Genomic DNA, 20,107 nt, shown 5'->3' on the forward strand with positions numbered 1-20,107 from the left:
GGCGGGGGCTGCACCGGTGCGTTCGGGACGGCGCCTCAGGCGTTCGCCGACCCGCGCGACCCGGCCGTGAGAGGCACGGAAGTCCCCGCTGGAAGTCGCTCCAGCGCCTGGGGACCGAATGATGAAGACCACGCTCACCCTCCTGCTCGCGCTGTCGGCCGCACCGGCCTTCGCGCAGGCCAATCCCGATCAGCCCGCCACCGATGCGGACGGCAACACGATCGTCGTCAGCGCCTCGCGCTCGGGCGATGCGGTGCCGATCGACCTCACCGGTGCTTCCGTCACCGTGATCGACGATCAGGCGTTCAACCTGCGCCAGACCCGCGTCGTGTCCGACATCCTGCGCGACGTGCCGGGCGTCGCGGTCAGCCGCACGGGCGGCATCGGCGGCCAGACCCAGATCCGCATGCGCGGCGCCGAGGCCAACCAGACGCTCGTTCTGATCGACGGCATCGAGGTGTCCGATCCCTCCAGCAGCGAATATGATTTCGGCCTGCTCGTCGCCGATCCCGATGCGCATATCGAAGTGCTGCGCGGCCAGCAGTCCTCGCTCTACGGATCGGACGCGATCGGCGGCGTGATCAACTACATCACCTCCACCGGCGCCGAGGCGCCCGGCGTCTCGCTGCGCGCCGAGGGTGGCTCGTTCGGCACCTTCAACGGCGCGGCGCGGGTTGCGGGCGTGAAGGGCGATCTCGATTACGCTTTGTCGTCCACCTACCTCCACACCAACGGCTTCCCGACTGCCGAGGGCGGCACCCGCGACGTCGGATCGGACAATGTCGGCCTGTCGGGCAAGGCGATCTGGACGCCGGCGCCCAACCTGAAGATCACCGCGGTCGGCCGCTACAGCCACACCAACGCCGACACCAACGACAGCGACTATACCGGCACGACGGTGGATTCGCCCGGCACCCATTTCCGCGCCAACGCCTTCTACGGCCTGCTGCGCGGCCAGCTGGACCTGCTCGACGGCCGCTTCACCAACGCCGTCACCGCGCAGGTTGCCGACACCAAGCGCACCGGCTTCGACGTCGCCGATCCCTATTCGCCGCGCGACGACCAGCCGATCGAGGCGACCTACGGAACCCATGGCCGCCGCATCAAGGGCAGCTATGCCGGCGCCTTCCACTTCGGCACCGACGCCATCAAGCAGGTCGCCACCGTCGCGGTGGACGCCCAGCGCGAGAGCGAGCGCACGACGATCAGCCAGTATGGCGCGTTCCTCGGCTGGCGGCACACCAACAATGTCGGCCTCGTCGGCGAGTATGACGTGACCGTGCACGATCGCCTCGCCTTCGGCGCCTCGGTTCGCCACGACTGGAACAACCGTTTCGGCGATCCCACCACCTACCGGGTGCAGGCGAGCTACAAGCTCGATACCGGAACGCGCCTTCATGCGGCGGCCGGATCGGGCGTGAAGGATCCGACCTTCAGCGAGCTGTTCGATTATTATGCCGGCCAGTATATCGGCAATCCGGGCCTCAAGCCCGAAAAGTCGCACGGCTGGGAGGCGGGCATCGGCCAGACGCTGCTGGGCGGCAAGGTGAGCCTCGACGCGACCTATTTCGACAATCGCCTGAAGGACGAGATCACCACCACCTACACCGCGACCGGCTCCACCTCGATCAACCTGCCGGGCCACACCCGCCAGCGCGGCGTCGAGGTCTCGGCCTCGGCGAAGCTGGGCGACGGCTGGCGGATCGACGCGGCCTATACCTATCTCCACGCGCCGCAGCCGCTCAGCGTCACGCTCGATCCGGCGACCTTCCTGACGGGCACCATCGACGTACAGGGCCTGCGCCGCGCGAAGAACATCGCCAGCGTCAACATCGCCTGGGCGCCGCCGCACAAGCGCTTCACCGCCAATCTCGGCGTGCGCTACAACGGGCCGCAGAATGACCAGTTCTTCGCGACCTTCCCCGGCACTCTGGTGCGGCTGCACGGCTATACGCTGGTCAATATCGACGCGACCTACGCGCTCACCGACCGGGTGCAGATCTTCGGCCGCGTCGAGAACCAGCTCGGCGAGCATTATGAGGACGTCTACACCTTCGCCACCGCCGGCCGCGCCGGTTATGGCGGCGTGCGCGTGACGTTCTGATGCGGACGGCGGGCGCTTTGGTGCTCGCGCTCGCCGCGCTTCCCTCGGGAGGCGCGGCGAGGGCCGCTCCGGTGCGCGTGATGTCGCTCAACCAGTGCGCTGACCAGATCGTGCTGGCGCTGCTGCCGCCGTCGCGCATCGCCTCGGTGACATGGCTGTCGCGCGATCCCGAAAGCTCGGTGATGGTCAAGGCGGCGATGCGCGTCGGCGTCAACCACGGGCAGGCGGAGGAGGTGGTGCGGCAGAAGCCGGACCTCGTGATCGCCGGCAGCTTCACCACGCCGGCGACGCGCGTCTTGTTGAAGAAGCTCGGCTATCCGATGATCGAGGTGAACGAGGCGGCCAGCTTCGACGATATCCGCGTCGTCACCCGCCAGATCGCGGAGGCCGTAGGGGAACGTGCGCGGGGCGAGGCGTTGATCCGCCACATGGACGGGGAACTGGCCGCACTCGCCCACGAACCGGTGAAGCCGGTGCGCGTCGCGGCGTGGGACGGGGCGGGCTTCTCGGCGATGAAAGGCTCGCTCTACGATGCGGTGCTGGGCGTGGCGGGGGCGATCAACGTCGCCGATCAGCCGCCCGCTGCCAACTACGGAGAACCCGATGCCGAGGTTCTGCTCGCCGCCGCGCCGGACCTCTTGCTGCAGGGCGCGCCGGGATCGCAATATCCGGGGCTGCGCGACGACGTGGCGCGGCATCCGCTGGTCCGCCGCTACTGGGCCGACCGGATGGTGACGGTGAAGCCGACCGTCTATTTCTGCGGCACGCCCTTCGCGGCGGATGGTGCACGCATGCTGCGACAGCAGATCCAGTCGGCCGCCGCTCGACCGCACGCGCCTTTGCCGTTCGCGGGGACGCGATGAGCCGGCTGCTGATCCCTTTGCTGGTGGTTGTGCTGGTGGCATTGGCGGGCGTGTCGTTGCTCGCCGGAACGGTGTGGCTTAGCCCTGCCGACGTATTCGACGGCCTCACTTCGGGCCGCGAGACGCTTTCCAGGCTGATCGTCACCGACATCCGTCTGCCGAGGATGGTGCTGGCGCTGATGGTGGGCGGCATCCTCGGGCTGTCGGGCGCCGTGCTGCAGGGCCTGCTGCGCAATCCGCTGGCCGAGCCGGGGCTGCTCGGCGTGTCGTCGGGCGCGTCGCTCGGCGCGGTGATCGCCATCTATTACGGCTTCGCGCACCTGACCTCGCTCGCAGCGCCGGGTTTCGCGCTGGTCGGCGGATTGGTGACGGCCGGCCTCGCGCTGGCCTTGTCGCGCAGCGGAGGCACGCTGGCGCTGATCCTCGCGGGATCGGCGGTGTCGGCGATCGCGGCGGCGGGGGTGAGCCTCGCGCTCAACCTCGCGCCCAACCCCTATGCCGCCTACGAGATCACCACCTGGCTGATGGGGTCGCTGTCGGATCGCAGCTGGGATCATGTGCGGCTGGCGGGGCCGTTCATCCTCGCCGGTGCGGCGTTGCTGCTCTCCACCGGCCGCGCGCTCGACGCGCTGTCGCTGGGCGAGGCGCAGGCCGAGAGCCTCGGCGTGCATGTCGCGCGGACCCGCATCCTCGCCTTGTTCGGCACTGCCATGGGTGTCGGCGCGGCGACGGCGGTGGCGGGCGCGATCGGCTTCGTCGGGCTGGTCGCGCCGCATCTGGTGCGCGCGCTGGTCGGCCATCGCCCCGGCAAGGTGCTGGTGCCCGCGACTTTGACCGGCGCGATCATCGTTGTCGCGGCCGACATCGGCACGCGGCTGTTCCATTTCCAGGCGGGGCCGGAGCTGAGGCTCGGCGTGCTGATCAGCCTGATCGGCGCGCCGTTCTTCCTGTGGCTGGTGCTGCATCTCAAGCGGACGGCGCCATGATCGACCTGACGCTCGACACGATCCATCTCGCGCGCGGTGGTCGCTCTGTGCTGAACGGTGTATCGGCCAGCTTCCGCGCCGGCCGGCTGACCGCGCTGATCGGCCCGAACGGCGCCGGCAAATCGAGCCTGCTGGCGGTCGCCGCCGGGCTGCTCGCGCCCGATTCCGGGGAGGTGTGGCTGGGCCGCGAACCGCTTGCCGCGATCGGTCGCAAGGCGCTGGCGCGGCGCAGGGCCTACCTGCCGCAATCGCCGCGCGCCGACTGGCCGATCAGCGTCGAGCGCGTGGTGGCGCTGGGGCTGACCGCGCATCTGCCGGCTTTCGGCGACCTGCCGGCGCATCTGCATGAGGCGATCGAGCAGGCACTGGCCGATCACGATCTGCTGGCCTTGCGCGATCGCCCCGCGACCGGCCTGTCGGGCGGCGAACTGGCGCGCGCTATGCTGGCGCGCGCGACTGTCGCCGATCCCGAGCTGCTGATCGTCGACGAGCCGACCGCCGGGCTCGATCCCCGCCACGCCATCGATGCGGCGCTGCGCCTGCGCGCGCGCGCCGATGCGGGGCGGACGGTGGTGATGGCGATCCACGATCTCGACCTCGCGATGCGCGTCGCCGACGACGTGGTGGCTTTGCGCGACGGCACGATGGTGGCGGCCGGGCCGCTGGTCGAAGTAATGACCGGCCCGATGCTCGAACGCCTGTTCGACGTTCGCGCGCGGATCGTCCGCGATGACGAAGGCGCGTCGATACGGTTGGCCTAGACTTGCCGAACGTGGTTAAATGTCGGCCGGAATCGGTATCGTCCGACTTTTGTCGGGCTGTTTTGCGTAACTCGCCCGGAACACATTGCTTCACGGAAAGTGGAGTTGGGTTTTATGGAGCCGGTTCGAGTATTCGCAATCGACGATTCCGCCGTCGTCAGGAGCGTGATCAGTCGCATCGTCGAGACGAGCGGCTGTTGTGTGCTGCTCGGTGCCGCCGCCGACGTGGAAAGCGCGCGCGACCGGATCGCCGCGCTGCGGCCCGACGTCGTCACGCTGGACCTGTCATTGCCCGGCTATGACGGCATCCAGTATCTCGACGAGCTGGACTGCGCGGTGCATCCCGCGATCGTGATCGTATCCGCCGCGACATCGCCCGGATCGCCCGAGACGCTGCGCGCGCTGGCGCATGGTGCCGACGCCTGTTTCGACAAGGGGCGTATCGTTACCGAGGCGGCCTTGTTCATTCGCACGCTTGTGACGACCGGCCGCCGCCGCCGGGCGACGGAGATCGCGCCGCCGCGTCGCGCGCTCCGCGCCTAGCTGTTGACGGAAAGCACCAGCTTCGGATCGGGAATATCGTCCGCCTCATGGCCCGCGATCGGCAGCACGGCAGTGCCGATCGCGAAGAATTCGATGACATGAGGCGACCAATTGTGGCTGCCTTCGTGTAGGTCCGCGCCGACGACGCCCTCGGCGCCCGCCTGGCTCGCCTCGGTCTGCATCCGCTCCATCGCGATCTCGCGCGCTTCGTAGAGGGCGAGGGAGAAGTTGGTCAGCTCGACATTCTGGCCGATGCTGGAGATCGCCGCGAGCGGCCCGCGCCGGGCGACGTGATAGACGCAACTGCCCATCACCATCTCGAGAGGACGGTATCCGGCGGCCAGCAACGTCCAGAAATCCTGCCCCGACAGCGCCGAGGTGAAGGGCTGGCCGTTCGGCCCCTTGAAGCCCTGATGCCCCTTGGCGTGGACCACGCCGGTGCCGATCGCCACGAATTCGAGGATCTTGTCGTCCCATTCGAGACGCTTCACGGTCAGCCGCACCCCGACGATGCCGTCCGCGCCCATCTGCTGGGCCTCCTCGCGCATCCGCTCCATGGCGAGTGCGCGCGCCTCGTACATGGCGGTGGAGAGCACATCCAATTCCATGTTCGATCCCCACGAGGCGAACTGGAAGCCGAGATGGTAGATGCAGGAGCCCACGCACAGGCCGACCGGCTCGAACCCCGCTTTCCGCACCAGCAGGAACTCGTTGACCGAAAAGTCGGAGGTGAAGATGCCGTCGGGGTGGCCCTGACTACGCAGCCCCGCGAGGCGCTGGAGCGCGTGCTCGGGGATGTTCTGGCCGTGCGCGTCGGTCATCAGATGCTGCCTTCCTGTTCGGATGAATCGGTGTCGTAGACGGCGTGGCGCACCTCCCCGGTGCGCTTGAGCGGGGTGGGGCCATCGCGCATGTCGATCACGGGATCGATGTCGTGCGGCACGTCGGCACCGCGCGGCGTGTCGACCACCGTTCCGACGACGATGTGGCGACCGAGGTAAGCGGGCGGCTGCTTGTCGCCCTGCTCGCGCTTCAGGATCTGGCCGAAATGGGTGTGGGCGAGCACGCCGTTGCCCATCGTTCGCGCGTTGGCGCGCAAGGCGGCGTGCGCCTGGCGCCGGATGCCCTCCCAGAAGCCGCCCAGTTCGGAGAGCGGCTGGTTGCCGGCGAAGAAGCCGGTCTGCCACTGGGTCTGCCGGCCCTGTCGGCCATTGCCCCAGCCGCCGCCGTTGAAGCTGTTGAGGCCCAGCCAGTCGTAGCGCGCGCCGACCGCGATGCCGACGGGCACGATCCCCATCTCCAGCAGGCGCACGAATTCCAGCGCGGGGACGGTGGCGACGATCGGCTCGGCGCTGGCGGGCAGGCCCTCGACACGGATCGCCGTGCCGATCAGGGTGAAGTCCATGCTGGGGCCGAAGCTGTGGCGCAGCGTGCGCATCCGCACATCCACCACCGCATTGGCGCCCGCCGCCTTCGCCTCGCGGCGGATGCGGTTGAGCGCGTGGTGCCAGCCTTCTTCGTGCCCCTCCGTCCAGCTCCACCCGTAATGGAACCAGCAGGTGCCCGACACGGTGGCGATCGGGCGGACGCCGTGCGACTTGGCGAGCAGCAACTCGGCGGGCGTCATCGTCGCGACCCACGGCTGCTTGCCGATCGCCGCCTGCTGCAACCGGTCCGTAACGAAGCGGGGGAGAGTCTGGTGCTCGAGCGCGGCCTCCCATTCGCGGGCGCGGGCCTCATGCTCTTCGGTGGAGCGGGGCGAGACGGGGTTACGCGGGAACAACGCCATGCGGATGCGCTCCGGTGGAACGGCGCCATGCTAGCGGCGGCATGGCACCGCGCAAGAGGCGCGCTGTCGAAGTCCCTCGGTCGATTTGAAGACGGCCGGCCGGGACGACGCGTCCGCGGTGTTGCCGATGGGCGCGAACATTTCAGGTCGCGACCAGCGCGGGACATTCGCGCGACACGGATCGGCGGCAGTGAGGATGTCTCACAATCCAAGGGGAGGCCTTGATGAACAAGACGTGGGTAGCAATCCTGGCAGCCTGCACGCTCGGCGGGGCCGCGATCGCGGCGGATCAGCCCGGTGCCGAGCATCCGCGCTGGAACCGTGCGGACATGGAGCAGATGCGGGCCAAATGGGAGGCTCGAAAGGCTGATGACATGGCTGTCCTGATCGGCTTGCGCGCCGATCAGCGCCCGGCGCTCGACGGCTTCCTCGCCGCCATGCGTCCGCCGCACCGTGGTCCGGATGGCATGAGGGGGCCGGGTCCGGATGGCGCAGCGCCGGGTGATGCGACATTGCCGGCGCGTCTCGATGCGATGGCGGCGCGGGCGGACAGGCGCGATGCCGAGCTCAAGCAGAAGATCGCCGCGACGCGGCAATTCTATGCCAGCCTGACGCCCGACCAGCAGCATCGTCTGGAAGCTCTGGACGATCTGCGTCACGATCACATGCACGGTGACCACGGCCCGATGGGCGGCGGAGATCGCCACCATGGCCCGGATGCGCCACCACCGCCCGGCGTCTGATCGCAAAGGACAATCGGGGGCCGGCGCAGGCGACGCGCCGGTCCCTGCCATTTTTCCCCTGCCGGCGGTAGCCGATAGGGCATCGACACGCATCCAACTGTCAGTAGAATCCGAAAAGGCTGTCGCGTGAACCCCGTCGCGATGGCATCGTCGCCGTCCGGCCGACTGCATGCGTCGAGAGGGTCGCAATTCGCAACCTTTCGTCCTATGTGCGCTGCAGCAATCGGAAAGGACGCGCATGGATGGCTCCGCCGTCATGACCCAAGCCGCGACGCGCACCGGGATTACACCAGCCGTCACCTTCGCCTGCGCCGTGGCATGCGGCGTGATGGTGGCGAACCTCTATTTCGCGCAGCCGCTGATCGCGCTGATCGCGCCGGACCTGCACATCGGGCCGGGCATTGCGGGCGCGATCGTGTCGCTCACCATGCTGGGTTATGCGGCTGGCCTGCTGCTCGTCGTGCCGCTGGCTGACCGGATCGAGAATCGCCGACTGATCCTCGCGACCGTCGGGCTGACCGCGCTGTCGCTGGCCGTGCTGGCGCTGGCGCCGTCCGCTGCCACCTTCCTGATCGCGGCGATGGTGATGGGGCTGTGCGCCTCGGGTTGCCAGGTGGTGGTGCCCTTCGCTGCCAGCCTCGCCCCGCACGAGACGCGGGGCGCGACGATCGGTAACGTCATGTCGGGTCTGCTCACCGGCATCATGCTGGCGCGTCCGGCGGCGAGCATGATCGCCGAAATTGCCGGCTGGCGCGCGGTGTTCGGCGTGTCGGCCGGGCTGATGGTTGTTCTCGGTCTGTGGCTCGCCCGCGTGCTGCCTGAGCGGCGACCGACGAGCGGCCACGGCTATGGCGAGATCCTGCGATCGATGGGCGCGATCCTGCTGCGCGAACGCCGGCTGCAGCGCCGCGCGGTCTATCAGGGCCTCGTCTTTGCGATCTTCAACATCTTCTGGACATCGGTGCCGCTGCTGCTGGCCAACCGCTTCGGCTTTTCGCAGACCGGCATCGCGATCTTCGCGCTGGCGGGCGCGGCGGGCGCGCTGACCGCGCCGGTCGCGGGGCGGATGGGCGACAAGGGGCTGATCCGCCTCGGCACCGCCATCGCGCTCTCGACGATGGTCGCCTCCAGCCTGTTTGCAGGCGTCGCGGGCGCGGTCCATTCGCTCGTGCTGCTGGTGTTGTTCTGCCTGACGCTGGACGGCGCAACCCAGCTCAACCAGGTGCTCGGCCAGCGGGTGATCTTCTCGCTGCCGGGCGAGGACAGGGGCCGGGTCAACGCGGTCTACATGACGATCCTCTTCCTGCTCGGCGCCGGCGGATCGGCGATCGCCACGCTGACCTACGATGCGTGGGGCTGGTGGGGCGCCATGGGCGCGGGCGCGGTGCTGGGCAGCATCGCGCTGCTGATATTCGCGACCGAATTTATCGGCGATTTCCTTGGCGCGCGCGCGTCACGCGCGTAAGGCCGCTCGCGACTCTTCACCTTGCGGGACGTTTCCATGACCACCATCATCCGCGAAGCCGACCTGATCGAAAGCGTCGCCGACGCGCTGCAGTACATCAGCTACTATCACCCGATGGATTACATCCGGGCGCTGGGCACAGCCTATGAGGCCGAGCAGTCCCCGGCGGCGAAGGACGCGATCGCGCAGATCCTCACCAATTCGCGCATGTGTGCGGAGGGGCATCGCCCGATCTGCCAGGATACCGGCATCGTCACCGTCTTCGTGAAGTGGGGCATGCAGTGCCAGCTCGACGTCGACAAGTCCTTGCAGGACGTGATCGACGAGGGTGTGCGCTGCGCCTACCTCCACCCGGAGAACCGGCTGCGTGCCTCGATCCTGCGCGACCCCGCCTTCGGTCGCGTCAACACCAAAGACAACACGCCCTGCGTGCTCAACGTCGAGATGGTGCCGGGCCACCATGTCGAGGTGGCGGTGGCGGCCAAGGGCGGCGGCTCCGAGAACAAGTCGAAGTTCAAGATGATGAACCCATCGGATTCGATCGTCGACTGGGTGCTGGAGATGATCCCGCAGATGGGTGCCGGCTGGTGCCCGCCCGGTATGCTCGGCATCGGCATCGGCGGCACCGCCGAGAAGGCGATGACGCTCGCCAAGGAATCGCTGATGGGCGATATCGACATGGCGCAGCTGAAGGCGCGCGGCCCGCAGAATAAAATCGAGGAGCTGCGCATCGAGATCTTCGACAAGGTCAATGCGCTGGGCGTCGGCGCGCAGGGGCTGGGCGGCCTCGCCACCATCCTCGATGTGAAGATCATGGATTACCCGACCCACGCGGCCTCCAAGCCGGTGGCGATGATCCCGAACTGCGCGGCGACCCGCCACGCGCATTTCCACCTCGACGGGTCCGGCCCGGCCTATCTGGAGACGCCGGACCTGAACGACTGGCCCAAGGTGGAATGGGCGCCGTCGAAGGAATCGATCCGCGTCGATCTCGACACGCTGACGCCCGAGGTGGTGGCGAGCTGGAAGCCGGGCGACCGGCTGCTGCTCAACGGCAAGATGCTCACCGGCCGCGACGCCGCGCACAAACGCATCGCCGACATGCTGGCGAAGGGCGAGGAACTGCCGGTCGAGTTCAAGGGCCGCGTGATCTATTATGTCGGCCCGGTCGATCCGGTGCGAGACGAGGTGGTCGGCCCCGCCGGACCGACGACGGCCACCCGCATGGACAAGTTCACCAAGATGATGCTCGATCAGGGCCTGCTGGCGATGGTCGGCAAGGCCGAGCGTGGCGCCATCGCGATCGAGGCGATCAAGGACGCCAAGTCCGCTTACCTGATGGCGGTTGGTGGCGCGGCCTATCTCGTGTCGCGCGCAATCAAGGCGAGCAAGATCGTCGGCTTCGAGGATCTCGGCATGGAGGCAATCTACGAATTCACGGTGCAGGACATGCCGGTGACGGTCGCCGTCGATGCCGAGGGCACCAGCGTCCACAACACCGGCCCGCTGGTGTGGCGCGAGAAGATCCGCAAGGAAGGCCTGCTGGAGACGGCGTAATCGCCGCCCTCCCCGAATTTGCTCGGGGAGGGCCACCTTACCGATAATTCACGAAACATTCCTCCCCCGTCACAATTCAGTCGCGCGGGAGGAATGAAATGACCGATTTCGCGCGCACGACCGACCCGATCGCAGGGTCTTCCATGTCAAAGCGCAGGCATCACCGGTTGAAGCCCTGGCATTGGTACTCGATCACCGCGCTGCTGCTGCTCTCCGTGCCGCTGCTGTGGTTCGTGCTGGCCTATGGCAGCCTGCCGCGCCTGTGGAGCCATCACGAGAAAAAGGTGATCGGCCAGCGCGACCAGATCCAGACCTATACCGCGCAGGATATTCCGGGCGATCCGATCAGCTTGCACGTCCACGGATCGCGCGAGGCAATCGCCTGCGCGTTCCGGCGCGCCGGCTGGTCGCTGGCCGATCCGGTGAACCTGCCTTCCGCGCTGCGGATCGGCGCGAGCGTGGTGCTGGGGCATCCCTATCCGCAGGCGCCGGTCAGCCCGCTCTACGTGCAGGACGAGAAGCAGGCGATGGCCTTCGAAAAGGAGGAGGGGAAGAGCGCGGACCAGCGTCACCATGTCCGCTTCTGGCAGATCGGCAATGACGACTGGTACGGCGCGGCCTCGTTCGACAAGGGCGTCGGCCTCAGCCTCTTCACCCTGCAGGTGACCCATCATATCGGCGCCAATGTCGATGCCGAGCGGGATACGGCGGGCCAGTTGCTGGTCGCGGGCGGTGGGAGGCTGACCGGCATCGAGAACAACCGGATCACGCCGGGCATGCACCGCAATGGCGGCGGCGACCCCTATCGCACCGACGGCCGGATCGCGGTGTTCGCGCTTCCGACCGGCGGCTGCTGAGCGGACTTATTTGAGGAAGGCCTCCACCGCCGCCTGGAACGCGGCCGGCTGGTCGATCATGATGAAGTGGAAGCTGCCGTCGATGCGCTGCACCTTCGCCTGCTTCAGCGGCGCATAGGCGGAGGTGTAGAGCTGGTCGAACATCGCCTGCGGTGCACCGGTCGCGGCGTCCCACGGGTAGAGCATCGTCAGCGGTTGGGTGATCTGCGCCAGATCGGGGCGCAGATCGGTGGTGAAGTCGTCGTACATCGCCTGCGCCACGACCCGATGGTCGGACGCCGCGGCTGCGGCGATGGCGGCCTGCGCGGCGGGGCCGTCGGATTTGACCAGACGCTTCATCACCATCGGCTCGAAGCCGGCATAGGCTTCCTGCGTGCTGCCGAGCAGCCGGGCGCGCATCGCGGCCGCCTGCGGCTCCACCTGCGCGACAGTCGCCTGCGGACCTTCCTTCTCCCCGAAGAAGGGGAGCGAGTCGACGATCATCAGCCGGCCGACATCGGCGGGGTGATCGATCGCCAGCTTCATCGCCATCAGCCCGCCCATCGAATGACCGATCACGGCGGGCGCCTTGAGGTGGCTCGCGGCGATGTAGGCGTGGATCGCCTCGATCACCGGCATCATCACCGGGCCACTGGCATTGGCGCCGGCGGGTGTGCCGGCGAAACCCGCCACCTGCACGACATGCACGCGATAATGCGGCGAGAGCGCGGCGACGGTCGCATCCCAGACATGGGCGGAAGAGGCGAGGCCGGGGATCAGGATCACGTCCGGCCCCTCGCCCGCGACGGTGACCGCGATGCGATCGGCGGCGGGGGCTTCGGCATGAGACGGAGCCGGATGGCTGAGCAGATACGGCACCATGGCGAGCGCGGCGAGGCGGGCGACGAACGGGAAGGACATCACTGTTCTCCTTTTGGAAGGAATTGCGGTGGGGTCAGTCGGCGGAGAAGATCGCCTCGATCGGCAACGCGAACAGGGCCGCGATCTTGAAGGCGAGGGGGAGCGAGGGATCGTATTTTCCGGTCTCGATCGCGTTGACGCTCTGGCGCGAAACCTCCAGCCGCTCGGCAAGATCGGCCTGGCTCCAGTTGCGTTCGGCGCGCAGCACCTTGAGGCGATTGTTCACGACCAGTTCCCCTCGGTGACGCGGTTGACGCAGCGGCCGAGGCCGAGGCCGGCGAACCACAAGACCGATGCCCAATAGGCCGGGATGTGGCCAACCATGTCGAAGCTCTCGAGAAAGCCCCAGACGGTGATGATCGCGAGCATGAAGCCGCTGGCATAGAGCGTCTGGCGGATCAGCAGCATGCGCTGATACTCGTCCGTCTCCTCGACGATATAGCCGCCGATCGCGGCGAAGATCGCGACGATCGGCAGCGCCGGCAGGATCGCGACGACCCAAGCGAGCGGGCCGGTCACCATGTGGTGCTTGAACAGCCAGACGGCGGGCAGGAGCAAGGCTGCATAGAGCAGGCTCAGCCCGATCACACGCTTGTTATAGCGCTTCTGTGCGGGGTTGAAGGCCATGGGTAAAGTCTCCATGTCTTAGTGACAAGTAAACTTTACTTTTGAGTCGATGAAATGTCAAGTTTGCTTTGCAAATGGTCGCGCATGCACGACATGGAGCGAGTGCCGTTGAACGTCGCCTCGGCGATACCTAGCTCCGCTTCATGGTGATCTGGATCGTGCGCATCGGCGTCGGCTTGCTCGTACTGGTGCTGCTCGCACTGCTGGCGCTGTGGATCGCGCCGCGCTTCCTCGACCGCATCTATTATCGCGGGCCGGTTTCCGATCATTTCGACGGCGAGCGATTCTTCAACCCCGGCGATCCGCCACCCGCCGAACGGCGCGGCTTCTCCTTCTTCCGCTTCCTCCGCTTCGCCTTCGGGCTGGACCGCGCGCCGTGGCCCAAGAACGTGCCCGTGGAGCGGACGGCGCCGCCGGCGCGTGTTGAGGGGCAGGCCATGCGGGCGACGTGGATCGGCCACGCCACCGTGCTGGTGCAGACGCAGGGCCTCAACATCCTGACCGATCCGGTCTGGTCGGACCGCGCCTCGCCCTTCGGCTTCATGGGACCGAAGCGGGTGGCTGAGCCGGGCGTCGCGTTCGGCGACCTGCCGAAGATCGATCTCGTCCTGCTGAGCCACAATCATTACGATCATCTCGATCTTGCTACCCTGGAACGCCTTTGGATGCGCGACCGTCCGCTGATCGTGACCCCGCTTGGCAACGACACCATTCTCCGCACGCGCGGGATCGAGGCGGTCACCGGGGACTGGGGCGACCGCGTGGCCGTGCGCCCCGGCATCGACGTAATCGTCGAGCGCGTTCATCACTGGGGTTCGCGCTGGGGGGCGGACCGCAACCGGGCGCTGTGGGGCGGCCTTACCGTCACCCTGCCGGGCGGCAACCTGTTCTTCGCGGGCGACACGGGCTGGGGCGACGGCAGCTGGACGCGGGGCGTCGCCGCGAACGGGCCGCACCGGCTCGCTTTGGTCCCGATCGGCGCCTATCTGCCGCGTGAGCTGATGCAGGGGAGCCATGTCGGCCCGGACGAGGCTGTTGCAATCTTCCGCGCGATCGATCCCGCCCACGCGATCGGCATCCATTGGGGCACCTTCCAGCTTTCGGAAGAAGGCTATGCGGCGCCCGTCGATATGCTGGCAGCCGAGGTTGCTATCGCTGGGATTGATCCCGGCCGTTTCCGCGCGATCTCGCCAGGCGGGGTGTGGGACGTGCCGACGCTCTGACCCGTGGTTGGCGTCACAAAGGCCAGCAGATTCCATGCCATGGCCGCATCGTCGCCCCATTTCGTTCAGGTGGGTGACAGAAACCGTGCCCCTGCAGCCACACTCCGCGTCTTCGGGCGGTGATGTCCGTTTGTTCATGGGAACGAAGGCCGGCCTCGGGGCATCTAACCCCCGCAACGCCCCCGGCGACGCATTGTACGAGTAGCTTTTTAGCTTTGCGGAGTACCTGTTTATGAAGACGATCCTGCTCGCGACGAGCGCCCTTCTTGTCGCGGCCGCCGCGCCCGCCATCGCGCAGGACGCCGCCCCGGCCGACACCACCCCCGCGACGACGGCAGCCCCGTCCGACGGCGCGACCTTCACCGGTCCCCGCGCGGAAATCTTCGGCGGCTGGGATCGGGTCGGCGCCCGCCAGCGCTACGATGACGGCACCACGCGCGTTACCGACCGTAGCCACAAGACCGGTTGGACCGGCGGCGGCCTGCTCGGTTACGACATGCCGATCGGCGACAAGCTGACCGCTGGCGTGTTCGGTAGCTATGCCATTTCCACCGCGAAGACCTGCGCCGACGACGGGGCGAGCATCGCCTGCCTCAAGTCCGGTCGGCAGATCGAGGGCGGTGCGCGCATCGGCTACAAGCTGGGCGGCAAGGCGCTGGTCTATGCCAAGGGCGCTTACGTGAACGGCCAGATCCGCGAGACCGCGGCTGACGACGCCGGTGATTACTTCCGTGGCCACGCCAATCGTGACGGCTGGCGCGCCGGTGCCGGCGTCGAATATGCGGTGACCAACCACGCCTACGTGAAAGCGGAGTATGACTATACCCGCTTCAAGAGCTTCGATGCGGACGAGCTTGGTCTGACCAACACCAGCCTGCGCTACGATCGCAACCAGGTGCTGGCCGGCTTCGGCGTGCACTTCTGACGCGCTGAACCTCCGGCCGGACTGGTCGCTGGCCGGAACGCGCCCCGTCGGTGAAAGCCGGCGGGGCGTTTTTATGTGCCTAGAAAGCTGTGCAGATTCCGATACGTCGGCCGCTGTCGCGACCCCGGAAGGCAAGGGCGAGCTTGCCCGTCTGCCCGGTGCCCTGGAAGGTGAAGTCGTAGCCGGTGGCGGTATAGGTGCCGCTGCCCTCGACGTGCATGGTCTGGCCGTGGCCGTCCGAACAGTCTCCCGCAGCGTCGATCCGGCCGTCCGCCATGGTGAAGCGGGCGAAGCGGCAGCTTTGTTCGGCGCCGGCGAGGAATATGCCCTGCGGGTTGCGCAGATCGCTGGCTGTCAGGCAGGCGTCGCGCGGCTCCGGATTGGGCAGCGCCTTCGCCATGCGCTGGGCGAGTTCCTCCGATCCGTTCACGCTGTCGAGCGCAAACACCACCGTCTCGCGCCAGGCACCCGGCATCAGCGGCGTGGTCGGCGCCGCGGCAAGGAGGAGCGGCAGGGCGGCGAGGAGGCGGGGGATACGCATCGGGCAGCGATAGCGGCTTGCGGCCCGCTTGTCGAAATCACCTGCCCCCGATCCTCCCCCGGCAGGAGGAGTTGGCATCCGCAGAGCGTCGGAGGGGGCGGGCGGCAATGTCCTTTCTGGAGTGTCTCCGCCCCCCCCCCCCTTTCGTCACGCTTCGCGTGCCATTCCCTTTGCCGGAGGGGGGTGTGCCTCAGCCCGCCGCGTTGCTCACCGCTGCCGGCGCCGCGCCTGCCGCACATTCGCCGACGCGCTTGGCGCTCATCCTGGTGTGCGAACTACTCGTCATCCCGCCGGGCAGGCCGGTAACGGTGCTGTTGCTGTCCGAACTGATCTCGGTGGGGGAGAAGGTGCCGGTGTTGGTGGCCTCGATCTTCATGCCGCTCGGCATCGCGCAGTGCATCTTCGCGTCGATCTTGCCGTCGGCCATCGAGAAGCTGTCGTAGGTGCAGTTCTTCTTCAGCCCGTCCATGCCGCCCGAGAACATGCCTTCGGGCCGGTTGACCTGTTCCGGCGTGATGCAGGTCTTCATCGTTTGCGGCGGGAGCCTGGGCGGGGTGGGCATGTTGGCGGGGCCGCCGGTGATCTTCTGATCGACCATCTCGACCGTCACCTCCCATTCGCCGGGCTGGATCTTCGCCTTCTGGGTCTTGGCGACATCCTCCAGCGACGCGTTCTTCATCGAGACACTGTCGCTGCCTGGCTTGTTGCAGGCGGCGAGCGCCAGCAGCGCGACGATGGTGATCGGTGCAATGGATCGCATGAAACCCTCTCCCTCTGGTCCCCGAACGATCCAGCATAGACAGCCGGGGCGATGCCGCCACCTTCGTTTCGATGAGCCGAGCGATTGCGGCGTTCGCCTTTCGTCCCCATATTTGCATCATGCCGATCGAGATTCGCACTAGCCTCGCCGAGCCGGAAGCCATGCCGATGTTCATGCCGCACCGCCCCGAGCGGCCGGCGAAGAGTGAGGGCGGCAAGCCGTTCCGACTGGTTTCCGAATATGCCCCCTCGGGCGATCAGCCTGGCGCGATCCGCGAGCTGACCGATGCGGCACGTGAAGGCGAGCGGACGCAGGTGCTGCTGGGCGTGACCGGTTCGGGCAAGACGTTTACCATGGCCAAGGTGGTGGAGGAACTGCAGCGCCCCGCTCTGGTGCTGGCGCCGAACAAGATCCTCGCCGCCCAGCTCTACGGTGAGTTCAAGCAGTTCTTTCCCGAGAATGCCGTCGAGTTCTTCGTCAGCTATTACGATTATTATCAGCCGGAGGCTTACGTGCCCCGGTCGGACACCTACATCGAGAAGGAAAGCTCGGTGAACGAGGCGATCGACCGGATGCGCCACAGCGCCACCCGATCGCTGCTGGAGCGCGACGACGTGCTGATCGTGGCGTCGGTCTCCTGCCTCTACGGTATCGGATCGGTCGAGACCTATTCGGCGATGACCTTCGCGCTCAAGAAGGGCGAGACGGTGGATCAGCGCGAACTGATCCGCAAGCTGGTGGCGCTGCAATACAAGCGCAACGACGCCGCCTTCCAGCGCGGCGCCTTCCGTGTGCGCGGCGACAATCTCGAGCTGTTCCCCTCGCATTATGAGGATACCGCCTGGCGGTTCAGCTTCTTCGGCGACGAGATCGAGGAGATCACCGAATTCGATCCGCTCACCGGCAAGAAGGTGGCGAACCTCGATTACGTGAAGGTCTATGCCAACTCGCACTATGTGACGCCGGGGCCGACGCTCAAGCAGGCGAGCGAGGCGATCAAGCATGAGCTGGCGGAACGGTTGAAGGAGCTGGTTTCGGAAGGCCGTCTGCTGGAGGCGCAGCGGCTGGAGCAGCGCACCCAGTTCGATCTGGAAATGATCGCGGCGACGGGAAGCTGCGCGGGCATCGAGAATTACAGCCGCTTCCTCACCGGTCGCCTGCCGGGCGAGCCGCCGCCGACGTTGTTCGAATATCTGCCCGAAAACGCGCTCCTCTTCGTCGACGAGAGCCACCAGACGGTGCCGCAGGTCGGCGGCATGGCGCGGGGAGACCACCGGCGGAAGATCACGCTCGCCGAATACGGCTTCCGTCTGCCGTCCTGCATCGACAACCGGCCGCTGCGCTTCAACGAATGGGATGCGATGCGCCCGCAGACCATCGCCGTCTCGGCGACGCCGGGGACGTGGGAGATGGAGCAGGCGGGCGGTGTCTTCGCCGAGCAGGTGATCCGCCCGACCGGCCTGATCGATCCGCCGGTGGAGGTCCGCCCGGTCGAGCATCAGGTCGACGATCTGGTGCAGGAGTGCAAGGACACGGCGGCGAAGGGCTATCGCATCCTCGTCACCACGCTGACCAAGCGGATGGCCGAGGATCTGACCGAATATCTGCACGAGGCGGGGCTGAAGGTCCGCTACATGCACTCCGACGTCGAGACGCTGGAGCGGATCGAGCTGATCCGCGACCTCAGGCTTGGCGTCTATGACGTGCTGGTCGGCATCAACCTGCTGCGCGAGGGCCTCGACATCCCGGAATGCGGGCTGGTCGCGATCCTCGATGCCGACAAGGAAGGCTTCCTGCGGTCCGAAACCTCACTGATCCAGACGATCGGCCGCGCCGCGCGCAACGCAGAGGGCAAGGTGATCCTCTATGCCGACCGGATCACCGGATCGATGGAACGCGCCATGGCCGAGACCGAACGGCGGCGCGAGAAGCAGGAGGCCTACAACCTCGAACACGGCATCACGCCCGCGACCGTGAAGCGCGACGTGACCGATATCGTCGGCCATCTCGCCAGCCGCGATCAGGTGACGGTGGATACCGGCATCGACGACGTGCCGCACATGGTCGGCCATAACCTGCGCGCCTATATCGAGGACCTCGAGAAGCAGATGCGAAAGGCCGCCGCCGACCTGGAGTTCGAGGAAGCGGGCCGCCTGCGCGACGAGATCCGCAAGCTGGAGCAGGACGAACTCGGCATCGCCACCGAGCCGAGCCGTGCGCCGGTTCGCGGCAATTCGACGCTCGGCAAGCCGGGAACAAGGCAGGGCAAATACGGCAAGACGCAGAAGAAGGCGGGGCGGCGGCGCTAGCGATCTCAATCCGTCTCAATCCGTTCGGGCTGAGTTTGTCGAAGCTCTGTCCTTCCGGCGGGGCATCGTAAGAAAGAAGGACAGAGCTTCGACAGGCTCAGTGCGAACGGGGACGGGTTGAGGTGCGGCCGCTTGCTCCCGCTGCAATCCCCCGCCATGGATGGGATCATGACACTGCGGACGCTCCACCCGGCCCGGCAGGGCGCGATCACCCTCCTGATGGTGGCGCTCGCCTCCTGCGTCGCGCCCCAGGAGAAGCCGGCGCCCGCGCCACGCCCGGCTCCGCCGCCGCCGGCCGCGCTCCCCGCCGCAGCGCCGCAGCAGGATTGGCGCGACATCCCGCTCACGCCCGGCGACTGGACGTGGCGCGGCACCGCCGGGCAAAGCTCGATCGCGCAATATGGTGTGGCCGGCCAGGCCGCCGTGTTCGCGGTGCGCTGCGACCTCGCCAGCCGCAATATCGTGTTCTCGCGCGGCGGCCTCGCAGCGACACAGGTGGCGGCGATGAACTTCACCACCTCCTATGGCAGCTTCGCTTTCACCGGCTCCAATGGCGGCGGCCAACCCCCGGCGATCGTCGCGCAGGCGAGCGCGCGCGATCCGCACATGGACCAGATCGCCTTCAGCCGCGGACGGTTCCTCGTCGATGTCGCGGGTCAGCCGCAGCTCGTTCTGCCGTCCTGGCCGGAGGTAGCGCGTGTGATCGAGGATTGCCGCTCCTGATCCCGGCCCGAACGGTTGGGGTTGGTGCATGGCACATCATTCGCCACCATGCGTTCTCCCTCGGCAAGGAGAACAACCATGGTTCGCAAGCTGGAAGACGGCGGATTCATCGCCGATCGCGATCGCGAGGTGGCGCCGACCAACCGCATCCGCCCCGCCGATCCCAAGGGTGACGAGCGTCACGAGCTCAACAAGAAGGCGCTGTTCCGAAAGATGTGATCGCCAGGCGCCAGTTTTCCACAAGACTTATGTCGGACAGGCGCAAACGGGGGTTGCATCGCGGATTCGATTGAATCAGACTGCCCACACCATCAACATGGCGAAAGGAGGTGATCCGATGTCTCATGGTTCAGCAGAGAGGTCGGTTCTGTCCGTTCGGGAGATGCTCCGCTAAGCCTTCGGGCCTGTTAGCGGGGCTGGTCTCCCGGGCC

General features: G+C 67.2%; 21 protein-coding genes. 14 read left to right on the top strand and 7 right to left on the bottom strand.

The window, feature by feature from the left end; genetic code table 11:
• Positions 1-121 precede the first annotated feature (121 nt).
• The 5 genes from QGN17_RS19535 to QGN17_RS19555 all read left to right on the top strand — a co-directional run bounded on the left by QGN17_RS19535 (position 122) and on the right by QGN17_RS19555 (position 5,257).
• Positions 122-2,104: a TonB-dependent receptor plug domain-containing protein gene (locus QGN17_RS19535; protein ID WP_281046280.1), complete on the top strand. Its 1,983-nt coding sequence runs from the start codon at positions 122-124 to the stop codon at positions 2,102-2,104.
• Positions 2,104-2,967 carry an ABC transporter substrate-binding protein gene (locus tag QGN17_RS19540; protein WP_281046281.1) on the top strand — a complete coding sequence of 288 codons (864 nt, stop codon included), beginning with the start codon at positions 2,104-2,106 and terminating at the stop codon, positions 2,965-2,967. The genes QGN17_RS19535 and QGN17_RS19540 overlap by 1 nt, the downstream gene beginning before the upstream one ends.
• The gene (locus QGN17_RS19545; RefSeq protein WP_281046282.1) at positions 2,964-3,953 is read left to right on the top strand and encodes a FecCD family ABC transporter permease; all 990 of its coding nucleotides are present in this window, start codon (positions 2,964-2,966) and stop codon (positions 3,951-3,953) included. The genes QGN17_RS19540 and QGN17_RS19545 overlap by 4 nt, the downstream gene beginning before the upstream one ends.
• Positions 3,950-4,714 carry an ABC transporter ATP-binding protein gene (locus tag QGN17_RS19550; RefSeq protein WP_281046283.1) on the top strand — a complete coding sequence of 255 codons (765 nt, stop codon included), beginning with the start codon at positions 3,950-3,952 and terminating at the stop codon, positions 4,712-4,714. The genes QGN17_RS19545 and QGN17_RS19550 overlap by 4 nt, the downstream gene beginning before the upstream one ends.
• Before the next feature lie 114 nt (positions 4,715-4,828).
• The gene (locus tag QGN17_RS19555) at positions 4,829-5,257 is read left to right on the top strand and encodes a response regulator (protein WP_281046284.1); all 429 of its coding nucleotides are present in this window, start codon (positions 4,829-4,831) and stop codon (positions 5,255-5,257) included.
• Here the strand turns inward: QGN17_RS19555 and QGN17_RS19560 are convergent.
• Complete coding sequence (locus QGN17_RS19560; protein WP_281046285.1) at positions 5,254-6,078, bottom strand: heavy metal-binding domain-containing protein; 825 nt, start codon at positions 6,076-6,078, stop codon at positions 5,254-5,256. The genes QGN17_RS19555 and QGN17_RS19560 overlap by 4 nt on opposite strands.
• A complete protein-coding gene (locus tag QGN17_RS19565) occupies positions 6,078-7,046 on the bottom strand; it encodes a heavy metal-binding domain-containing protein (RefSeq protein ID WP_281046286.1) in 969 nt (322 codons plus the stop codon). Before QGN17_RS19565 ends, QGN17_RS19560 begins: the two co-directional genes overlap by 1 nt.
• Before the next feature lie 224 nt (positions 7,047-7,270).
• Between QGN17_RS19565 and QGN17_RS19570 the strand changes: the two genes are divergently transcribed.
• The 4 genes from QGN17_RS19570 to QGN17_RS19585 all read left to right on the top strand — a co-directional run bounded on the left by QGN17_RS19570 (position 7,271) and on the right by QGN17_RS19585 (position 11,668).
• On the top strand, positions 7,271-7,789 hold the full coding sequence (locus QGN17_RS19570) for a Spy/CpxP family protein refolding chaperone (protein ID WP_281046287.1): 519 nt from the start codon (positions 7,271-7,273) through the stop codon (positions 7,787-7,789).
• A 256-nt stretch (positions 7,790-8,045) separates the two neighbouring features.
• The gene (locus QGN17_RS19575) at positions 8,046-9,254 is read left to right on the top strand and encodes an MFS transporter (protein ID WP_281046288.1); all 1,209 of its coding nucleotides are present in this window, start codon (positions 8,046-8,048) and stop codon (positions 9,252-9,254) included.
• 36 nt (positions 9,255-9,290) lie between these two features.
• Positions 9,291-10,811, top strand: coding sequence for a fumarate hydratase (locus QGN17_RS19580; RefSeq protein WP_281046289.1), 1,521 nt, complete (start codon positions 9,291-9,293; stop codon positions 10,809-10,811).
• 98 nt (positions 10,812-10,909) lie between these two features.
• The gene (locus QGN17_RS19585; RefSeq protein ID WP_281046290.1) at positions 10,910-11,668 is read left to right on the top strand and encodes an LssY C-terminal domain-containing protein; all 759 of its coding nucleotides are present in this window, start codon (positions 10,910-10,912) and stop codon (positions 11,666-11,668) included.
• A 6-nt stretch (positions 11,669-11,674) separates the two neighbouring features.
• On the opposite strand, the gene QGN17_RS19590 is transcribed toward QGN17_RS19585, so the two are convergent.
• From QGN17_RS19590 to QGN17_RS19600, 3 genes are read right to left on the bottom strand one after another with little or no spacing between them, the layout of a single operon-like run.
• A complete protein-coding gene (locus tag QGN17_RS19590) occupies positions 11,675-12,568 on the bottom strand; it encodes an alpha/beta fold hydrolase (protein WP_281046291.1) in 894 nt (297 codons plus the stop codon).
• 34 nt (positions 12,569-12,602) lie between these two features.
• Positions 12,603-12,794, bottom strand: a complete 192-nt coding sequence (locus QGN17_RS19595; RefSeq protein ID WP_026095323.1) for a helix-turn-helix transcriptional regulator — start codon at positions 12,792-12,794, stop codon at positions 12,603-12,605.
• Positions 12,791-13,210 (bottom strand): hypothetical protein, encoded by a 420-nt coding sequence (locus tag QGN17_RS19600; RefSeq protein WP_281046292.1) that lies wholly within the window; start codon positions 13,208-13,210, stop codon positions 12,791-12,793. Before QGN17_RS19600 ends, QGN17_RS19595 begins: the two co-directional genes overlap by 4 nt.
• 128 nt (positions 13,211-13,338) lie before the next feature.
• Between QGN17_RS19600 and QGN17_RS19605 the strand changes: the two genes are divergently transcribed.
• On the top strand, positions 13,339-14,418 hold the full coding sequence (locus QGN17_RS19605; protein WP_281046293.1) for an MBL fold metallo-hydrolase: 1,080 nt from the start codon (positions 13,339-13,341) through the stop codon (positions 14,416-14,418).
• 232 nt (positions 14,419-14,650) lie between these two features.
• Positions 14,651-15,343, top strand: a complete 693-nt coding sequence (locus QGN17_RS19610; RefSeq protein ID WP_281046294.1) for an outer membrane protein — start codon at positions 14,651-14,653, stop codon at positions 15,341-15,343.
• A gap of 79 nt (positions 15,344-15,422) precedes the next feature.
• Here QGN17_RS19610 and QGN17_RS19615 read toward each other — a convergent pair whose 3' ends face one another.
• Together QGN17_RS19615 and QGN17_RS19620 are read right to left on the bottom strand one after the other, a co-directional pair.
• Positions 15,423-15,884 (bottom strand): DUF3617 domain-containing protein, encoded by a 462-nt coding sequence (locus tag QGN17_RS19615; protein WP_281046295.1) that lies wholly within the window; start codon positions 15,882-15,884, stop codon positions 15,423-15,425.
• Between the two features lie 190 nt (positions 15,885-16,074).
• Positions 16,075-16,644, bottom strand: coding sequence for a DUF3617 domain-containing protein (locus QGN17_RS19620; protein WP_281046296.1), 570 nt, complete (start codon positions 16,642-16,644; stop codon positions 16,075-16,077).
• Between the two features lie 119 nt (positions 16,645-16,763).
• Here QGN17_RS19620 and uvrB point away from each other — a divergent pair, with 119 nt between their 5' ends.
• The 3 genes from uvrB to QGN17_RS19635 all read left to right on the top strand — a co-directional run bounded on the left by uvrB (position 16,764) and on the right by QGN17_RS19635 (position 19,895).
• A complete protein-coding gene (uvrB, locus tag QGN17_RS19625; RefSeq protein ID WP_281046297.1) occupies positions 16,764-18,953 on the top strand; it encodes an excinuclease ABC subunit UvrB in 2,190 nt (729 codons plus the stop codon).
• Positions 18,954-19,121: 168 nt separating this feature from the next.
• Positions 19,122-19,676 (top strand): hypothetical protein, encoded by a 555-nt coding sequence (locus QGN17_RS19630; RefSeq protein WP_281046298.1) that lies wholly within the window; start codon positions 19,122-19,124, stop codon positions 19,674-19,676.
• A gap of 78 nt (positions 19,677-19,754) precedes the next feature.
• The gene (locus QGN17_RS19635) at positions 19,755-19,895 is read left to right on the top strand and encodes a hypothetical protein (RefSeq protein ID WP_160365638.1); all 141 of its coding nucleotides are present in this window, start codon (positions 19,755-19,757) and stop codon (positions 19,893-19,895) included.
• Positions 19,896-20,107 lie beyond the last annotated feature (212 nt).

It is taken from the genome of Sphingomonas oryzagri, assembly GCF_029906645.1.
Taxonomy (GTDB): Bacteria; Pseudomonadota; Alphaproteobacteria; order Sphingomonadales; family Sphingomonadaceae; genus Solisphingomonas; species Solisphingomonas oryzagri.